The organism is Streptomyces sp., from assembly GCF_036566765.1.
GTDB lineage: Bacteria > Actinomycetota > Actinomycetes > Streptomycetales > Streptomycetaceae > Streptomyces.
Window position 1 is genome coordinate 1 of sequence record NZ_DATCVQ010000299.1, and the last position, 16,148, is coordinate 16,148.

Sequence of the window (16,148 nt, forward strand, 5' to 3'; positions counted from 1 at the left end):
ACCCCGGCGACCGTGCGACCGATCCCGGGGCGTGGCCGACCTGACTGGAGATCGACATGGGGAATGGTAGACCGTTCATACCCGAACACGAGCGCCGCCGCAGCGAGCGCGACAACTCCCGCATCCGGACGCCCTACCGGCACCTCGTCGACCCGCAGGATCCGTACTACTACGAGATCTGCATAGAGCTGATGATGATGGACCGCGCCGGGGTCGAGATCAACGAGACCGCCGCCGACATCGCCACCAAGCTCGTTCGACACAAGCTCGGGACGGAAGAAGAGCTCGAAGCGCGCCGCCGTGCCAACCAGGAGCGCAATCGGCAAGAGCAAGAAGAGCAGGCTAGAAGGTGGGCAGATGAACGCACGGCCCGCGACCGGTGGAGAGAGTCTGACGGCATCGTCTACTACATTCTGCGCGGCGGCCTCGTAAAGATCGGGACCACGACGCAGCCGATGAAGCGATTCGGCGCCCTCATGCCTGACGCTGTTCTCGCGACCGAGCCCGGCGACGCGGAGTTGGAGAAAATCCGGCACACCCAGTTCGCGGACGTCCGGGACTCGAACGTCGGAAACGAGTACTTTCACCCGCATCCACCGCTGGTGGCGCACATCCGTGCGCTGCGGGAGAAGCACGGGGTGCCGAACATCCCGCACGCGTCGCTCATGACGCGAGAGAAAGCTGAGGTCATTGTGGCGGAGCTGCTTGCCTCCTGAAGTGCAGAGAGCTTATTCTCTGGTTCACTGGATCTTTTGTCTGAAGGGGTCGCCGAGACGGCGGCCCCTTTCGCGTGCCCGGGGGTGACCGAATGCCCGGCCTGCTCATCCCTGTCGACCTAGCAGCCCACGTCGCTGGACACCCCCAGTCCGTCATTCGGCGGTGGGCCTGCGAAGGTCGCCTTACCCGCTACCCGGACTCATCCCGCCGCAAGAACGGCGTGCTGTACGACATCGATGAGATCCCCGAAGCGAAGCGGCACAAGGACACCCTGGCGCTCATCGAGCCCGGTGCGATGCCGCCTGTTATCGAGACTTCGGGGCAACTCGCCGCCTGAGACTCCTGCGCGCGGTGGCAGTAGCGCAGGAAGGCCCTTGAAGCGCCACGCGCTCGGGCCAACCAGTCCGCCCGGCCCTGTGGGGGGCCGGGCGGACGACAAACCGAAGGGGGCGCAATGGCCGACGCGATCTACCGCTACGAAGTCCCCGTAGACGACCGCTGGCACCTACTTCAACTCTCGGGCCGCATCGTGCACGTCGGCTGCCGGAACCCGCGCGCCGTCGAAGTCTGGGCCCTGCACGCCGACGAGCCCGCCGAGACGCGGAGCTTCCGCGTGTACGGCACCGGCCACCCACTCCCGCCCGACGTTCAGCACGTCGGCACGGCGATCGCGCCCGGCGGGCAGTTGGTCTGGCACCTCGTCGAAACCGCTTGAGGGGGAGTCGTGGGAGCCGCGACGTACCGACCGCGCAACGAGTGCGACACCGCCTTCGGGTACTGGCTGCTGTACGCGCTCAGCGAGCCACGCGACTTCGCCTACTGCGCACCGCGCCGCATCGCCTGTTGCGTTCTCGGTCGCCACAACGTCACCTGCCGGGGTCGACGCGACCACCCCCGGGCCTGATGACCGCTTGAGCTCGGGGCGCGTCCGGTCCCCCGCCCCGAAGTCCCGCCGCCCGCCACGCCCCCGTCGCGGGCGGCGGGATCCCCCGCCATCACAGGAGGCAGCCATGCCCGACGAGTACGTGCTGCGGCTGGAGGCCTCCGGCGAGGTCACCCCCGCCCAACCCGACACCGATACATCCGAGCCCGACACCGAGCCTGAGCCTGAGGAGAGTGAGCGATGACCGCAGGACTCGCCCCCAGCCTCGTTTCCGGCTGGCTCAACACCCTTCGTACCGCGGGCGCCGCCTACGGTCCCGTGGCCGGGACGTTCGTGCAGCTCCACACCGGAGACCCGGGCGCGGCCGGTACGTCCGCCGTGTCCGCAGGGTCGACGACCCGCAACAGCTGCACCTTCGCCGCCTCGTCGTCCGGGTCAGCCCTCGCATTGAGTGGTGCCCCTTCGGCGTGGACGAACGGCGGCACCAGCGAAACCCTCACCCACATCTCGGTGTGGACGGCCTCGTCCGCCGGGACGCTCCTGTTCACGGTGGCGCTGACGGCATCGAAGGCTTGGGCCTCGGCGGACTCGTTCACGCTGAACACTTTGGGCGCGTCCCTGACCCCGCAGGCTGCGTAGTCGTCTGGAGGCGTCGCCGTGACGACCTTCACCGACGACTTCAACAGGGCCGACGGCTCGCCCGGCGCCAGCTGGGTTCAGATGTCCGGCACCTGGGTGATCGTCTCCCAGCAGCTCTCCCCGGGTACGACGGGCGGGACGGTCCTCCTGCGCGCCGCCACGGCGATGGCCAGCAACGACAACTACGCGCAGGTCACGATCACGGCCACGACGCCGGTCAGTCAGGGCGTGTGGTGCCGCGGCACCGGCACCTCGGACCTCACGTCCGGCTATGCGGTGCGCAACAACGGCTCAAACTGGGGACTCTTCAGCGTCACCGCCAGCACGTTCACCAGCATCGGCACCTACAGCGCCGCGGCAGTCGTGGGCGACGTCGTCAAAATCCAGGCTGTCGGCAGCACGATCACCGTCTACGTCAACGGCGTTTCCCGCATCTCTGTCACCAACACTGCGGTGGCGTCGGGTACGACCGTAGGCATCCGCTCAGAGGCCAACACCGGCCTGAAGTTCGACAACTTCGCCGCCGGAGACGTCACCAGCGGCACGACCGGCGATGCGGCCCTCACCGGTACCGCCACACTGTCCGCCAGCGGCACGCGGGCCGCCTCCAGTTCATCGGCGCTCGCCGCGACCGCGGCCCTGACCACCTCGGGTTTGCGCGCCACCGCAGGCGACGGAGCACTAACGTCCACAGCCGGGCTGACCGCCAGCGGCACCCGCAGTGCGTCCGGGGCGTCGAGCCTCGCCGCATCGGCGAGCCTGACGGCCGACGGCGCGAAGACCACCACAGGCAGTACGGCACTCACCGCAACTGCAGACCTCACCGCGACCGGGCAACGAGCAGCCGCTGGCGACACCAGCCTCACGGCCACCGCGACACTCACGACCGCCGGACAATACGGCGCCACCAGCACTGCCGACCTGGTCGGCACGGCCGCCATAGACGCCACCGGACTCGTAGACCACCCAGCGCAAGCCGGCCTCACCGCCACGGCAGATCTCGCCGCGAACGGGCAGGTCGCCCACAACGGCGACGCCGCCCTCACGGCCACAGCCACGTTGACGGCGGACGGGGTCACGGGCATCCCGCCGGTGGTTGGAAGTGCCGCACTTGATGCGACCGGCACTCTCACGGCGGACGGCCAGCGCGCCACCACCGCAGGAGCCGGCCTCGCCGCAGCAGCGGTACTCACGGCGTCAGGCGACGCGGCGGCCACCGGTACCGCGGGGATCGCCATCTCCGCCGTACTCACGGCCGCCGGAACAACACTGACCACCCGTGACGACGTCGACGTCACCGTCGGCGCACCGTACAGCCCGTGGGCTGCCAGCCCACCGCGCAGCGACCGCTGGACTGCAGGCGTTCGGGTCGAGGACTGGGGGGTGGGCGCCCCGTGGTGATCCCGGCCAGCTCCCTCGAATTCCTGCACATCCCCGTCACCCTCCCCGCAGGCGTCGACCCCAGCGCCACCCCGGTCCGGGTGGCGGTCGTCGCACACCGCAACAACCCAAGCGATACCGAATGGCACGACGCCGACTGGGCCGGCAGTGACGCCCGCATCCTCATCGGCCCCGGCACCGGCATCACCCTCACTGCCGGCGACTACAAGGTGTGGATCAACTTGGATCCGCCCGGCAGCGAGAACGTCGTCCGCAAGGCCGGAATCCTCTCCGTCACCTGAAAGGGGGCGACTCCCATCAGCGATAACCTTTCGAACACGGCTGAGAATCGCTGTCTCGATTTCATTCTCGGTCTCACGTCGACCGCCCCCACTGCGCCACTCAAGGTGGCCCTGGTGACCGCAGGCGGCTCGGACACGGTGGCGGGCACCGAAGTGACGGGCGGCTCCTATGCGCGCCAGTCGCTCACGGTCGGCGCGGCATCATCCGGCGCCACAAGCAACTCGGCGGACGTCGTATTCACCGGCATGCCAGCCACGACGGTCGTAGGCGTTGAGATCTGGGATTCGGCAGGCACCCCGGTGCGGCTCTGGTACGGGACGCTCGCCGCCTCCCGCACCGTGGCCGCCGGTGATGAACTCCGGCTCGTCGCAGGCAGCCTGACGCTCTCGCTGAGCTGATCGGAGGCCCGCATGCCGAGCCTCTCGACCTTGATCGACAACTTTAACGACGGCGTGATCGCCCCCGACTGGGGCAACGCCTACGGCGGCGTCACCGAGTCCGGCGGCAAAGCGCACGTGCCGTGCGTGGCCGGCTCCTATGCCGGCTACCAGACCTCCTACACGTGGACCATGGCCGGTGCGAGCTTCTTCGTGAAGGTCGTCACCGCCCCCGCGGCATCGACAGCGACCGAGGCGTACTGCGCCATCATGGTCAACGCGCCCGGCATCAACGACGCCGGGGGGCCGCTGTTCGGCTACCGGTGCGGCTTCACGATCAACGCGGTCACCGGCAACCTGCGCATGCAGTCCGACGTCGGCTACTTCGACGCCGGGGCCGTCGAGATCACCTACAACGGGACCACGCACGCGTTCCTGCGGCTGCGCGAGGACGGCACCAACGTCTACTGGGACACGAGCCCAGACGGGACGACGTGGACCAACCGGCGCACGCTCGCCACCCCCGCCTGGATCACCGCATCGGTTGATCAGTGCGCGGTCGACATGTCCGCCCACCGCGACGCGGGCGTCACCGACGAAGCCCAGCTGGACCTGTTCAACACCCTCTCCGATGGGGCCGTCTGGACCGCATCAGCCTCCCTCTCCGGGGAATCGGATCTTGGCTCGGCGGCCGTCCTGTCCGCGCACGCAGCCGCTGATCTGTCCTCCGACAGCGGCCTCGCCGCAGCCACCGTCTTGTCCGCGCAGGCCGCAGCCGCCCTCACCGGCGAATCCGACCTGGCCGTCGACGCGGCCTCCAGCCAGATCCCGGAGGTGGCCGACATGGCAGCCGGAGACTGGGACCTCTACATCGAGCAGGGCTCCACGTTCGTTCAGACGTACACCGTCGACGACGACCCCGACTTCACCTGGGCGGGCTGGACGGCCCGATCGCAGATCCGGTCCGCGCCCGCCGACACCGGCGACCTGCTCCTCGACCTCACCCCCTACCTGTCGATCACCGGCGGTTCCATCCAGCTCGCCATCCCCGCCACGCAGACCGAGACCCTCAATCGCAACGGGGTGTGGGACCTCGAAATGGTCAACGGGTCCACCGTGGTCCGCCTGTTGAACGGCAAAATGATCATTAGCCTGGAGGTGACCAGGTGAGGATCCGTGTCGACGGGGAAGCCCAGCCCGACATTCAGGTCACCGGCGGCCAGCCCTCCCGGGTCATCGAAGTCGGCGTCGGCAGTGTGTTCTCCGTCAACGGCCAGACCGGTGCCGTCCGCATCGACGGAGTCACCGACTGGGTCAACGCTGGCGTCGCCCCCTTCGCCGCCGACAAGACGGGCATCGTCGACTCGACTGCGGCCATCCAGGCGGCGATCAACGCCTGCCATCCTGGCGGAGTCGTCTACCTGCCCCGCGGCACCTACAAGACGACCGCCACCCTCGACCTGAAGAACGGTGTCACCCTGCGCGGGTCGCACGCCGCGATGATGGTCGGTCCCGGCATGAGCTCCGCCAACTACCCGTGCTACATCCAGCCCGCCGCGTCATTCACCGGTACCTCGGTGATTCAGATCATCGGCGACAGTGACGGCACCCACCCCGACATCAGCGCCGAGCAGCGCATCGTCGACGTCACCATCGACGGATCCCTCCTCGGCGGCTCCAGCGTCGACGGCCTCTATGCGCGCGGCAACGTGCAGAACGTCATCCTCGACGGGTTCACGGTCCGGCGGATGCCCAACAACGGCATCGTCACCGCGAGCCGCACCAGCGACGGCAAGTACCCGTTCTCGTGGCGGCTCCGTCACGTCATGATCGACGGCTGCCACGCCAACGGCATCCTCCTCACCGGCTGCACCGACGTCACCCTCGACGACGTGCAGGTCATCGGCTGCTGGGGGCAGGGCATCGTCCTCGCCAACTGCCCCAACGGGCGCATCATTGACAGCCGCGCCGAATGGAACGGCAGCCACGGCATCCACATCACCGGCGCCTGGGGCGACTGGACCGGCTCCGGCGGCATGCACATCGCCGACACCTCCACCGACCGCAACGGCCAGCACGGCCTCCTGGTCGACGCCACCGGCAACACGCCCATCCTCATCACCGGACTAGCCACCCGCCGTGACGGCCGCAACGGTGGCGCAGGCGGAGCCGCATACGCGGGCCTCGCCGTCATCGGCGCCACCGTGCCCGTCACCGTCGAAGGCGTCACCTGCTACCCCGGCATCGACGACGAAGGCACCAGCACCAACAGCCCCCAGTACGGGGCCCGCCTGTCCGGTGCCTCCTCGGTCACCCTCGACGGCGCGCACCTGCACGGCGCCACCGCTGGCCTGTACGACGACGGCACCAACACGCTCGTCTCCTACGGCCCCAACATCGTCACCGCAGCCGGCGTCACCACCTCGACCGCGCGCACCCTGAGGCCGCCGCTCCTCGACTGGATCAACGTCCGCCAGCGCGGCGCCAAGGGAGATGGCACCACCGACGACACCGCGATCATTCAGGCCGCACTCAACGCGGCCGGGACCGGCGGCACCGTCTACCTTCCCGCAGGGACCTACGCCACCAGCGCACCCCTCACCGTGCCGCCCGGCGTCACCCTGCGCGGCTCCCACGGCGACCACTTCGACAACCTCACCGGCTGGACGCAGGTCAACGCCCGCATCAAGCCCCTCGCCTCATTCACCGGCGTCGCAGCCATCCTCATCCTCGACGCGCCCCTCGGCGGATACGCCGCCAAGAGCTGCGAGCAGCGCCTCCTCGACCTCACCCTCGACGGCTCCGCCCTCCCCGGCGGCAACGCAGTCGACAGCATCCAAGCCCAAGGCACCATCCGCGGCATGGTGTTCGAGAACCTCAGCATCAAGAAGTTCGGCGCCCACGCCATCTACTTCACCTACAACTTCTCCGCACCCGCCGGTCTGCCGCAGGCCCCCTACTCGTGCCGGCTGCGCCGCATCGTCGCCTCCGACTGCGGTGGCAACACCTTCTCCTTCAACAACACCACCGACACGACGCTGATCGATGTTGAAGCGATCGGGAACAGCGGCTACGGCTTCTTCCTCTCCGGCTGCGGCAACAGCACGTTGATCGCCTGCCGGTCCGAGTGGAACCTGCGCGGCTTCCACATCGTGCCCGGCAACGCCCAGTTGTCGCTGATCGGCTGCTCCACCGACCGCAACACACAAAACGGCATCTTCGTCACCGGCGGCAGTGCGGGCGCCACCGTCAACATCACCAACGCGCGCCTCAACCGGGACGGACGCAACGGCGGCAGTGGTGGCGGAGGCTACGCCGGACTTGCCATCGATACTTGCCTCGCCCTCGTCAACGTCACCGACATCAGCGTCCTCACCGGCATCGACGACGACGGCTCCGGTACCCGCTCACCCCAATACGGCGTCAACGCGGTCGGCAGCTACTACGTCGCCGTCAACTCGGGCATCCTCAACGCCGCCACCACCGGCTTCCGCGACGGCGGCACCAACACCACCCTCCTGCGCGGCCCCAACGTGCAGGAACTCATCGGCAACCCGGCCAGCCCCAGCTCCACCACGTCCTACGGGCTGCGCACCACACAGAGCAGCGCCCAGTTTGTTGACAGCAGCGCCATCGCGCACAACCTCATCCGCGCCAACGTGCCGCTCCCCCTGGACCACGGGTTCCTCGCATGGGCCTACGACCCTTCCGCAGCAGGCAGCAACAGCAACTTCACCGGCGGCGTCGTTCAACTCGCGCGCCTCCCCATCCGGGCTACACGCACCATCACCAACATCGTGCTATCGCTCGGCGGCACACCAGGAAGCGGACTCACCGCCGGATCCTGCTGGGCTGGGCTGTACGACGCCAGCGGCAACCGGCTCGGTGTCACCGCCGACCAGGCCACAGCATGGACCACCACAGGCACCAAGACGATGGCAATCGCTGGTGGGGCCCTCACGCTCAATGAGGGTTACTACTGGGTCGCATTCGTTGCATCCGGTACCACCATCCCATCGTTCTTGCGGGCCTCCGGCGTCGGCGGACCCTCCATCAACGTCGGCCTGAGCACGGCGAACACCCGGTTCGGGACCTACGGCACCAGCCAGACCACGTTGCCGTCGACTATCACTCCAGGCTCCATCGGGCAGTCCAACAACGCCTGGTGGGCTGCTCTCAGCTAGAAAGGCCCGCGCCATGGCCGACGACCTCCTCGTCATCATCCCGACCCGCGGCCGACCCCACGCCATCCCCGAGATCATGCGAGCGTGGGACGACACCGGGGCGACCGCCGACGTGCTGTTCTGCGTCGACAAGGACGACCCCGAACTCGCCGGCTACAAGCAGCAGGCCAAGGCCTACGCGGACGATGCGCGGGTGCGGTTCGTGTACTGGGCGCGCAAGCGGCTCGTCGGCACCCTGAACCAGGCCGCGGTGAAGAACGCGGGCGACTACCAGTTCCTCGCCTTCCTCGGCGATGACCACCGTCCGCGTCCCGCAGACCAGCCGTGGGACGAGCGCATCCGCATCTGCCTGTCAGGCGGGCCCGGCATCGTCTACGGCAACGACCTGCTGCAAGGCGAAGCCATGGCGACCGCCGTGGCCATGACCAGCGATATCGTGCAGACGCTCGGCGTCATGGTGCCGGACTGCCTGGTGCATCTCTGCGCGGATCTGGTCTGGGTTGAGTGGGGTCGCGGCATCGGCCGCATCACCTACCTCGACGACATGGTCATCGAGCACATGCACCCAGCGGCGCAAAAGGCCGTCGTTGATAGCGGCTACACCGAGTGCAATAGCCCGGAACGGGTGGCCAGCGACTCGGCGGCCTACTACGAGTACCGCGACGGTGGGGGGCTCGAAGCCGACCTGATCAAGCTTCGCGCCCTCGTGGGCGGCTAGCTCTTGCGCTGCCGCTTCGGGTGACCTGCCCGCCATGCGTCGATCGCATCCTCGGCCCACAGGGAGGCTCGGCCCACCTTCGTCGGCTTCGGGAAGTCCGGCGTCCGGGTGGCGTGGTTGTAGAGCGACTGGCGGTTGATACCGAGTCGCTCCGCCGCCTCATCGGACGTCAGGTAGCCGGGGATTTGCATGCCGCCAGGTTAGCCGCTTTGGAGTAGCTCGGCTAACCGTCGGTGGTAGTCTTGGAGTAGTTCAACTACTCCAAGGGGACTCGGTGATCAGGCTTCTTCCGCACGGTAACGCCCTCAAGCACCTTTCGGACCTCGACCGCTTCTGGACCCGCGTCGACCGCACAGGCGGCCCCGACGCCTGTTGGCCATGGATTGCGGGCCGCTTCACCAACGGGTACGGCAGCTTCCGAGTTGCCGGACGTAACGCCCGTGCTCACCGATGGCTTCTAGGTCACCTTCGAGGTGAGCCGCTCGGCGTGGACGAACTTGGCTGCCACCGCTGCGACAACCCCCCGTGCTGCAATCCGAGCCACCTCTTCATAGGCAGCCACGGCGACAACACGCGGGATATGGCAGCAAAGGGAAGGCACGCTGGTCAGCAGAAGACCCACTGCCCGCAAGGTCACGAGTACACCGAAGAGAACACCTACTACCAGCACAACGGGCATCGACACTGTCGCACGTGCGTTCTGGAGCGGATGCGGGTTCCGGGCGCCATCGTTCCCGGCGAGCGAACCCACTGCCCGCGAGGCCACGAGTACAACGAGGCGAACACGTACCGAACGAAATCGGGCAGTCGCCTCTGCCGGGCTTGCGGAGCCGAAGGAGCCCGACGGCGCAGGAAGCAACGCAAGGAGGCTGCGGCCGAGTCCGCCGCCTGACCCCACCCCATACGCCTGCGGCCAGCTACCGCAGGAAGGAAGCCCCAGCGTTCCAGGCGCTGGGGCTTCCGCCTTCCCTGGAGACGAACATGACGAGCGATCGACTCATCGAAGTTGCCAAGATCTGGAACGCCGCCGTCAACGCAGGCGAGATCCCGCAGGATGCGGTCCGAGCCGCCTTCCCGGACCGGACCCAGCGAACAACCCAGCGCTGGGTCCGCGACGCAGGAGAAGCCGGGCTGCTAACGGCGTGGCATCGCGCCTGGCGGAACGGCTCACGACTTCAGGCCGTGGCCGACGAGATCGGCATCGAGCGGCACAAGTTGGCGCAGGCTGTCCTGCGGCACGTTCCGAACGGCAGGTTGCACGTGCACGAGTACGACGCCCGCATCGCCTCGGTGCCAGAGGACTTCCCGTCCGCCTTCGGTGACATGATCCGAGAGGCCCGCAGCAAACGTGACTGGAGCCAGAAGGAACTGGCAGCGAAGGTCGGGGCGGCGCTAGGGCGCGAAGTCCCACCCTTGGCCATCACGCGAACAGAGGCGGGAACCCGACCGGTGCCGCTCGCCGAGCTCGCCGCCTTCGCGGCCGTGCTGAATCTTTCCATTGACGACCTGATCAAGACCCAGGTTGGCGCTTCTGCCGAGGAGGTCGTGTGACCGCCGAAGCCGTCATCCAGGCGTGGGACCAGGCCGACCCCGACGCGATCCACCCGCTGCGGCGCGTCTCCGAGGACGCGTACTGGGAGTCGGGCAAGGCGCAAGCCGACATGCTCGCCACCGTGATCCCCGACGGGGCGAAGGTCATGGACTTCGGCTGCGGAGACGGCCGCGTCGCCATTCCCCTCGCCGAACTCGGCTACGAGGTGACCGCCGTCGACTCATCCCAGCGGATGCTCGACCGGCTCACCGAACGCGCCCCCGACGTCACCACCGTGCACGCAGCAGCCGACGGCATCGCCGCCCACCTCGGACGGCGCCGCATGGACGCCGTCTACTGCCTAGCCGTCCTCATCCACCACAGCTGGGCGGACTGCCTGCACATCATCGAGAAGCTGCGGGCAGCAACCAAGCTCGGCGGGATCCTCGTCCTCGACTGGCCGATCGCCGACCAGCCCGCTGAAGCCGACTCTTGGATCGGCGTCACCACCTGGTCCCGCGAACAGCAGGCCGACGCCTGCGCACGCATCGGGCTCGAACCCGTCGACAGCGGACTGCCCTGGAGCACCTATCGGGCCGTCAAGGCGGGCAGCTGATGCGGGTCCTGCTCACCGGAGCGTCCGGGTTCGTCGGCCGTCACCTGCACCGCGCGCTCCTCGACCGCGGGGACGACGTCTTCGGCATCGACCTCAACCCCACGCCCCTCGTGCGCAGCGGTGACGCCCTTGACTTCTTCCGCCACGACGACACCCCCTTCGACCTTGCGATCCACTGTGCGGCGATCGTCGGAGGCCGGGCCAGCATCGACGGCTCACCGCTCGGCGTCGGCACCAACCTGGCGTTGGACGCCTGGTACATGCGGTGGCTCGTGCGCACGGGCACCCCGCGCGCCGTGTTCTTCAGCAGTTCGGCCGCCTATCCGGTTGCACTTCAGCAGCCCGGCGACGTGCGGCGCCTGTACGAGGAGGACATCAACCTCGCCTACATGGAGGAGCCCGACGCCACGTATGGATGGGCGAAGTTGACGGGGGAGAAGCTCGCCACCTACGCCGAAGCCGAAGGCTGCCGCATCCTCACCCCCAGGCCATTCTCGGGCTATGGCGAAGATCAGGACGAGGCGTACCCCTTCCCGGCGTTCATCCGCCGGGCCCGCGAACGGCAGGACCCGTTCGAGATCTGGGGCGACGGCAGCTCAACCCGCGACTGGATCCACATCGACGATCTGGTCGGCGCCACCCTCGCACTCCTCGACGCCGACGTCACCGGCCCCGTCAACCTCGGGTGGGGGCGGGCGACGAGCTTCGATGATCTCGCCCGGATCGTGTGCACGGCCGCTGACTACCGGCCGCAGCTGAAGCACCGCACCGACGCGCCGCAAGGTGTCCACCACCGCGTCAGTGACCCCAGCCGGATGCTCAACCACTACGTACCCACCGTGACCCTCGAAGAGGGCGTGCGGCGGGCACTCAACGCCTGACGGGGGTGTCGCGTGAACGCCGCGCAAAGGCTCGCCTACCGCCACATCCCCAGCTTCCGACGGGAGGGTGGCGGCCTCTACAGCCTGTACGTAGCCGTCTACTCGCGGGCCTACGCCGCCCGCATGCGGCACCTCCACAAGCGCGGACGCCACGGACGCGGCGCCCCGCACAGCATCGCTCCGCGCTGCACGTGGTGCGGGACTCCCATCGCCTGAACCCACGGAAGGCCCGCGCCCATGACTTCCGCCCCACAGCGTCGAGGCGCTGACATCGAGATCATCGACCGAGGAAGCGGAGACCCGGTTCTCGTGCCGAGCGCGGTCCGCATCAACGGTGTCGACGTCCCGATCCCGTCCGGAACGAAGATCCGCGTGCACGACATTCGTGAAGACGAGGCCGTCACCGTCACCCTCACGATGTTCGCCCGCCGCGTCGTCATCGCAGCCGAAGGGGATCTGACGTGAGCGAGACCCGCGTCGAACTCCGAGCCATGTCGGAACTCGAAGCCGACTTCGACAAGCACAAGCACCTCCTGCCCGGCAGCGAAGAATCCCGACGGCGAGACGGCGACCACGTCGTGCTCACCTGGCTCGCGCCGGACGCCCCGCCCGAAGCCGCCACCATGAGCCCCTGGTACACGCTCACAGGCGACCAGATCGAACTCGGCGGCATCGACTACTACGACGCCGCCGGATACCGCATCACGGCCACCCCGCCCATCACCACCAGCGACGTACCCGAAGCGCTACGCGGGCCCCGCTGGAAGCCGTAACCCCACACCACAGGAGCCCGCGCCATGGCCCGATACCGCAAGAAGCCCGTCGAAATCGAAGCCGTACAACTCCGCTGGACCCAGTGGAACGAAGTCTGCGAACTCCTCGGCACCGCCCTCAGCGTCGAGAACCCGGACGGCGCCTGGGAGATCCCGGCCGCCGAAGCCTCCGACACCTGCGGCGAGGAAGGCCCGAACTACATCGCCCTCAACGTGCGCACCGTCCACGGCGAGATCGCCGTCGTCCGACACGGCGACTGGATCATCCCCGAAGCCGAGCCCGGCCGCTTCTACCCCTGCAAGCCCGACGTCTTCGCCGTGACCTACGAGGCGGTCGATGCCTGACGTGACGGTGAAGCTGTCCGACGGCGTTCGCGAGATCACCGTCGAGATCAACGGCAGCAGCAACGACCCACTCGAACGCGCCGAAGCCGCAGCCATCCGGCTCTACGACAAGGCCATCGCCAACGCACCCAGCGACCGGCGTACCGGGTTCGGCGGATGGGCGCTCAACAGCGACACCGAACGCAGCCCCGAGGAGTAGGAGGCGGCCGTGAGCGGAGGCTGGAAGGGCAGCGACCGCAAGAGCCGACTGCCGTCCAACTGGGCCCGGCTTCGTGCCGAGACGCTCGCCAAGCATCCGACCTGCGTGCTGTGTGGCGTCCGCCCCAGTACGCACTGCGATCACATCAAGGCCAAGACCGACGACCACAAGGAACTGCAGGGCGTCTGCGAACCCTGCCACCTGCAGAAATCCAGCCGTGAAGGGAACGAGGCGCAACGCAACAACCCCCGCCCCGGGCGCACACGGCCGGCCGAGCAGCACCCCGGACTCCTGTGAGGCGGTGACCATGCCCGCCTACCTCATCGTCCACCCCCGCGAACAGCGCAAGGACGACGTCCTCGTCGAAGACCCCCACCTCGCACTCACCGTCGCCGACGGATGGGCCATCTTCACCGACCAGCACGGCATCTGCCTCGCAGTCCCCGCCGCGCTAGGAGCACAAATCCAGCGGGTAGACGAAGAACAAGACCCCGCATACGAAGAGCCCGCGCCACAGAAGGAGTGAGACCTGTGGCCAACCGAGCCAAGAGCAACCGGCGCATCGTCCGCGAAGGACGCAGGTACTGGAGTGACCGCCCGACGTCGAACGGCAAGGCCGCCGGCATCGGCTACGGCCTCCACTCCGGATCGTTCACCCGCTGCGTATCCCGAGTTCAGCGCTTCATGGGCCCGAGGGCGCGCGGCTACTGCGCCCTCAGGTTCCACGAGGCGACAGGCGCATGGCCCGGATCGAAGGCCAATCGGGGCTCGAAGGGGCGACGCAGGTAACACCAGCAACGCGCAGCAATACGGCAGTTGACCTGCGACAATTGAAGATAGAGAACCCCGGCGGCTGCGCTAACAGTCCCGGGGTCATGGCCGATCTGAAGAGAGCAGACCGACATGACCGAGGCTACACGCCCGGACTACATCACCTGCGCCCACTGCGCGGCGAAGAAGCCGCTCGGGCAACGCGGGCCCATCCCTACCTACTGCTCGGCAAACTGCCGGGCCGCAGCCAAGCACCAGCGCGCCAGGCAGGACGGACGCTACAAGCAGGGGCTTGCCGCAAGTCGACAGCGGACCAGCGAGCGACGGCTGGCCGAGGCGCGTCCGTGCCCGTACTGCGGCGACCCAATGACCCATCCAAGGCGCATTCAATGCGGGAAGACCGACTGCAAGCGAGCCTTCCAGCGAGACCGTGTACGTAAGTGGCAAGAGGCATACCAGGCGACCGCAGGCCAGTGGTACGCGATGGCTAACCACGCGGAAGCGCAGCGCGCCTACGGAAGGCTCCGCTACAGGCAGATCCCGCATTGGCGCATCCGGTACCCAGAGCGCGGTCCAATCATCGACGCACGCCGCCGCATGCGGGTCGAGCTGGCAGACAAGGCCGAAGCGTTCACCTCGGCCGAGGTCCATGAGAGAGATAGCTGGACGTGCGGGCTGTGCCGGCTGCCTGTGGACCCAGGGTTGGCGTGGCCGCATCCCTTGAGTGCCTCGGTGGACCACATCCTTCCTCTGTCCCAAGGCGGATCACACACGCTTGCCAACGTGCAATGCGCTCATCTGAGCTGCAACAGTCGGAAGTGTGATCGAGTGGAAGTCGACCTCATCGTCGACCATCGGTAGCCGTTATCCCGGCCGCCGGCTTCCCTGACCGGGAGTCGGTGATCAAGTTGACCATGATCACCCAGGGGGGTGACCCCATGATCCACTTTGTTGGGGGATCGGGCCGTATAGCACCTGACCGGCTGTACGGGTTCCCAAGGCTGCTGACCTGCAATGATGCTCGACTGGTCTAGTCCGCCCGCCTTAGGTGACCCAGTCGCGAGATGATAACGATGCAGGTCGGGGCGCTATAGCCGTGACATTCAGTGGCTAGACTGGATGCATGAAGACGACCGCCATGGCCCGCCGCACTGAGTGCGTGCAGTGCGCCGGCCCGCTGCCTTTGATGGCGCGGGCGGATGCGCGGTTCTGTGGTGCGACTTGCCGGAAGCGGTCGAGTCGGGCCCGGCTCGCTGCCCGGCAGGAGCGGGTAGCCGCTGAGCGGCAGGCTCGCATCCCGGTCGAGTTGACGTCGCGTCCTCGCTGGGTGCGGCACAAGGATAAGGTGCCGATGCGCACGGACGGGCGTTTCGCCTCAGTCAACGACCCGTCGTCCTGGGCGGACTTCGCCGCGGCCTGCGCCTCCAGGACCGGCGACGGGGTCGGGTTCGTGCTGACGGCCGGTGACCGGATGGTCGTGGTGGACCTGGATCACGCGGTTGAGGACGGCCGGGTGTTGCCGTGGGCGCAGCGGATCGTGGACCAGTTGCCGCCGACGTATATGGAGCGCGGCCGGTCCGGTTCTGGTCTGCATCTGTGGTTCCGCGGTGCGGTCGCGCACGGCCGGCGTATCCGCCGGGGGGAGTTGGCGTTCGAGGTGTACTCGGATCGCCGTTACATCATCGTCGGCGACCGGGTTCCTGGTACGCCGCTTGAGCTTGCCGAGCTGCCTGATGCGGCCGGTTTGATTGCCTCGCTCTGACGCCCCGGCGGCGTCCCTGAGGCGTCGTTGTTTCCAGCCCTCTGCGCGCCCTGGTGGCGTGCTCTGACC

23 protein-coding genes are annotated in these 16,148 nt (G+C 67.9%); 22 read left to right on the forward strand and 1 reads right to left on the reverse strand.

Annotation, left to right across the window (positions count from 1 at the left end; all coding sequences use genetic code 11):
- The first annotated feature begins 56 nt into the window (after positions 1-56).
- From VIU94_RS17145 to VIU94_RS17190, 10 genes are all read left to right on the forward strand, one after another.
- Positions 57-716 carry a GIY-YIG nuclease family protein gene (locus VIU94_RS17145; protein WP_331912405.1) on the forward strand — a complete coding sequence of 220 codons (660 nt, stop codon included), beginning with the start codon at positions 57-59 and terminating at the stop codon, positions 714-716.
- Positions 717-1,171: 455 nt separating this feature from the next.
- The gene (locus tag VIU94_RS17150) at positions 1,172-1,432 is read left to right on the forward strand and encodes a DUF7352 domain-containing protein (protein ID WP_331912407.1); all 261 of its coding nucleotides are present in this window, start codon (positions 1,172-1,174) and stop codon (positions 1,430-1,432) included.
- Positions 1,433-1,441: 9 nt separating this feature from the next.
- Positions 1,442-1,621: a hypothetical protein gene (locus VIU94_RS17155; protein ID WP_331912409.1), complete on the forward strand. Its 180-nt coding sequence runs from the start codon at positions 1,442-1,444 to the stop codon at positions 1,619-1,621.
- A 219-nt stretch (positions 1,622-1,840) separates the two neighbouring features.
- Positions 1,841-2,239 (forward strand): phage tail fiber protein, encoded by a 399-nt coding sequence (locus tag VIU94_RS17160; protein ID WP_331912411.1) that lies wholly within the window; start codon positions 1,841-1,843, stop codon positions 2,237-2,239.
- Positions 2,240-2,257: 18 nt separating this feature from the next.
- Positions 2,258-3,640 (forward strand): hypothetical protein, encoded by a 1,383-nt coding sequence (locus tag VIU94_RS17165; RefSeq protein ID WP_331912413.1) that lies wholly within the window; start codon positions 2,258-2,260, stop codon positions 3,638-3,640.
- Positions 3,634-3,921 carry a hypothetical protein gene (locus VIU94_RS17170; protein WP_331912415.1) on the forward strand — a complete coding sequence of 96 codons (288 nt, stop codon included), beginning with the start codon at positions 3,634-3,636 and terminating at the stop codon, positions 3,919-3,921. The genes VIU94_RS17165 and VIU94_RS17170 overlap by 7 nt, the downstream gene beginning before the upstream one ends.
- Positions 3,922-3,936: 15 nt before the next feature.
- Complete coding sequence (locus VIU94_RS17175; RefSeq protein ID WP_422664591.1) at positions 3,937-4,320, forward strand: phage tail fiber protein; 384 nt, start codon at positions 3,937-3,939, stop codon at positions 4,318-4,320.
- A gap of 30 nt (positions 4,321-4,350) precedes the next feature.
- Positions 4,351-5,469: a hypothetical protein gene (locus tag VIU94_RS17180; RefSeq protein WP_331912419.1), complete on the forward strand. Its 1,119-nt coding sequence runs from the start codon at positions 4,351-4,353 to the stop codon at positions 5,467-5,469.
- Positions 5,466-8,483 (forward strand): glycosyl hydrolase family 28-related protein, encoded by a 3,018-nt coding sequence (locus VIU94_RS17185; RefSeq protein ID WP_331912421.1) that lies wholly within the window; start codon positions 5,466-5,468, stop codon positions 8,481-8,483. The genes VIU94_RS17180 and VIU94_RS17185 overlap by 4 nt, the downstream gene beginning before the upstream one ends.
- Positions 8,484-8,496: 13 nt before the next feature.
- On the forward strand, positions 8,497-9,201 hold the full coding sequence (locus VIU94_RS17190; RefSeq protein ID WP_331912423.1) for a hypothetical protein: 705 nt from the start codon (positions 8,497-8,499) through the stop codon (positions 9,199-9,201).
- On the opposite strand, the gene VIU94_RS17195 is transcribed toward VIU94_RS17190, so the two are convergent.
- Positions 9,198-9,392, reverse strand: a complete 195-nt coding sequence (locus VIU94_RS17195) for a helix-turn-helix transcriptional regulator (protein WP_331912425.1) — start codon at positions 9,390-9,392, stop codon at positions 9,198-9,200. The genes VIU94_RS17190 and VIU94_RS17195 overlap by 4 nt on opposite strands.
- A gap of 790 nt (positions 9,393-10,182) precedes the next feature.
- Here VIU94_RS17195 and VIU94_RS17200 point away from each other — a divergent pair.
- From VIU94_RS17200 to VIU94_RS17250, 12 genes are all read left to right on the forward strand, one after another.
- Complete coding sequence (locus VIU94_RS17200; RefSeq protein WP_331912427.1) at positions 10,183-10,752, forward strand: helix-turn-helix domain-containing protein; 570 nt, start codon at positions 10,183-10,185, stop codon at positions 10,750-10,752.
- Complete coding sequence (locus VIU94_RS17205; protein ID WP_331912429.1) at positions 10,749-11,348, forward strand: class I SAM-dependent methyltransferase; 600 nt, start codon at positions 10,749-10,751, stop codon at positions 11,346-11,348. Before VIU94_RS17200 ends, VIU94_RS17205 begins: the two co-directional genes overlap by 4 nt.
- Positions 11,348-12,229 carry an NAD-dependent epimerase/dehydratase family protein gene (locus VIU94_RS17210; RefSeq protein ID WP_331912431.1) on the forward strand — a complete coding sequence of 294 codons (882 nt, stop codon included), beginning with the start codon at positions 11,348-11,350 and terminating at the stop codon, positions 12,227-12,229. The genes VIU94_RS17205 and VIU94_RS17210 overlap by 1 nt, the downstream gene beginning before the upstream one ends.
- Before the next feature lie 12 nt (positions 12,230-12,241).
- Positions 12,242-12,445, forward strand: coding sequence for a hypothetical protein (locus VIU94_RS17215; protein WP_331912433.1), 204 nt, complete (start codon positions 12,242-12,244; stop codon positions 12,443-12,445).
- A 21-nt stretch (positions 12,446-12,466) separates the two neighbouring features.
- Entirely contained in the window at positions 12,467-12,694 is a 228-nt protein-coding gene (locus tag VIU94_RS17220) for a hypothetical protein (protein ID WP_331912435.1), read from the forward strand.
- The gene (locus VIU94_RS17225) at positions 12,691-13,002 is read left to right on the forward strand and encodes a hypothetical protein (protein ID WP_331912437.1); all 312 of its coding nucleotides are present in this window, start codon (positions 12,691-12,693) and stop codon (positions 13,000-13,002) included. Before VIU94_RS17220 ends, VIU94_RS17225 begins: the two co-directional genes overlap by 4 nt.
- A 24-nt stretch (positions 13,003-13,026) precedes the next feature.
- A complete protein-coding gene (locus VIU94_RS17230) occupies positions 13,027-13,347 on the forward strand; it encodes a hypothetical protein (RefSeq protein WP_331912439.1) in 321 nt (106 codons plus the stop codon).
- Positions 13,340-13,546 carry a hypothetical protein gene (locus VIU94_RS17235; RefSeq protein ID WP_331912441.1) on the forward strand — a complete coding sequence of 69 codons (207 nt, stop codon included), beginning with the start codon at positions 13,340-13,342 and terminating at the stop codon, positions 13,544-13,546. The genes VIU94_RS17230 and VIU94_RS17235 overlap by 8 nt, the downstream gene beginning before the upstream one ends.
- A 9-nt stretch (positions 13,547-13,555) precedes the next feature.
- On the forward strand, positions 13,556-13,843 hold the full coding sequence (locus VIU94_RS17240; protein WP_331912443.1) for an HNH endonuclease: 288 nt from the start codon (positions 13,556-13,558) through the stop codon (positions 13,841-13,843).
- Positions 13,844-13,853: 10 nt separating this feature from the next.
- Positions 13,854-14,072 carry a hypothetical protein gene (locus tag VIU94_RS17245; RefSeq protein WP_331912445.1) on the forward strand — a complete coding sequence of 73 codons (219 nt, stop codon included), beginning with the start codon at positions 13,854-13,856 and terminating at the stop codon, positions 14,070-14,072.
- Positions 14,073-14,914: 842 nt separating this feature from the next.
- Positions 14,915-15,178: an HNH endonuclease gene (locus tag VIU94_RS44735; RefSeq protein WP_414720966.1), complete on the forward strand. Its 264-nt coding sequence runs from the start codon at positions 14,915-14,917 to the stop codon at positions 15,176-15,178.
- Between the two features lie 262 nt (positions 15,179-15,440).
- A complete protein-coding gene (locus tag VIU94_RS17250) occupies positions 15,441-16,079 on the forward strand; it encodes a bifunctional DNA primase/polymerase (RefSeq protein ID WP_331912447.1) in 639 nt (212 codons plus the stop codon).
- Positions 16,080-16,148 lie beyond the last annotated feature (69 nt).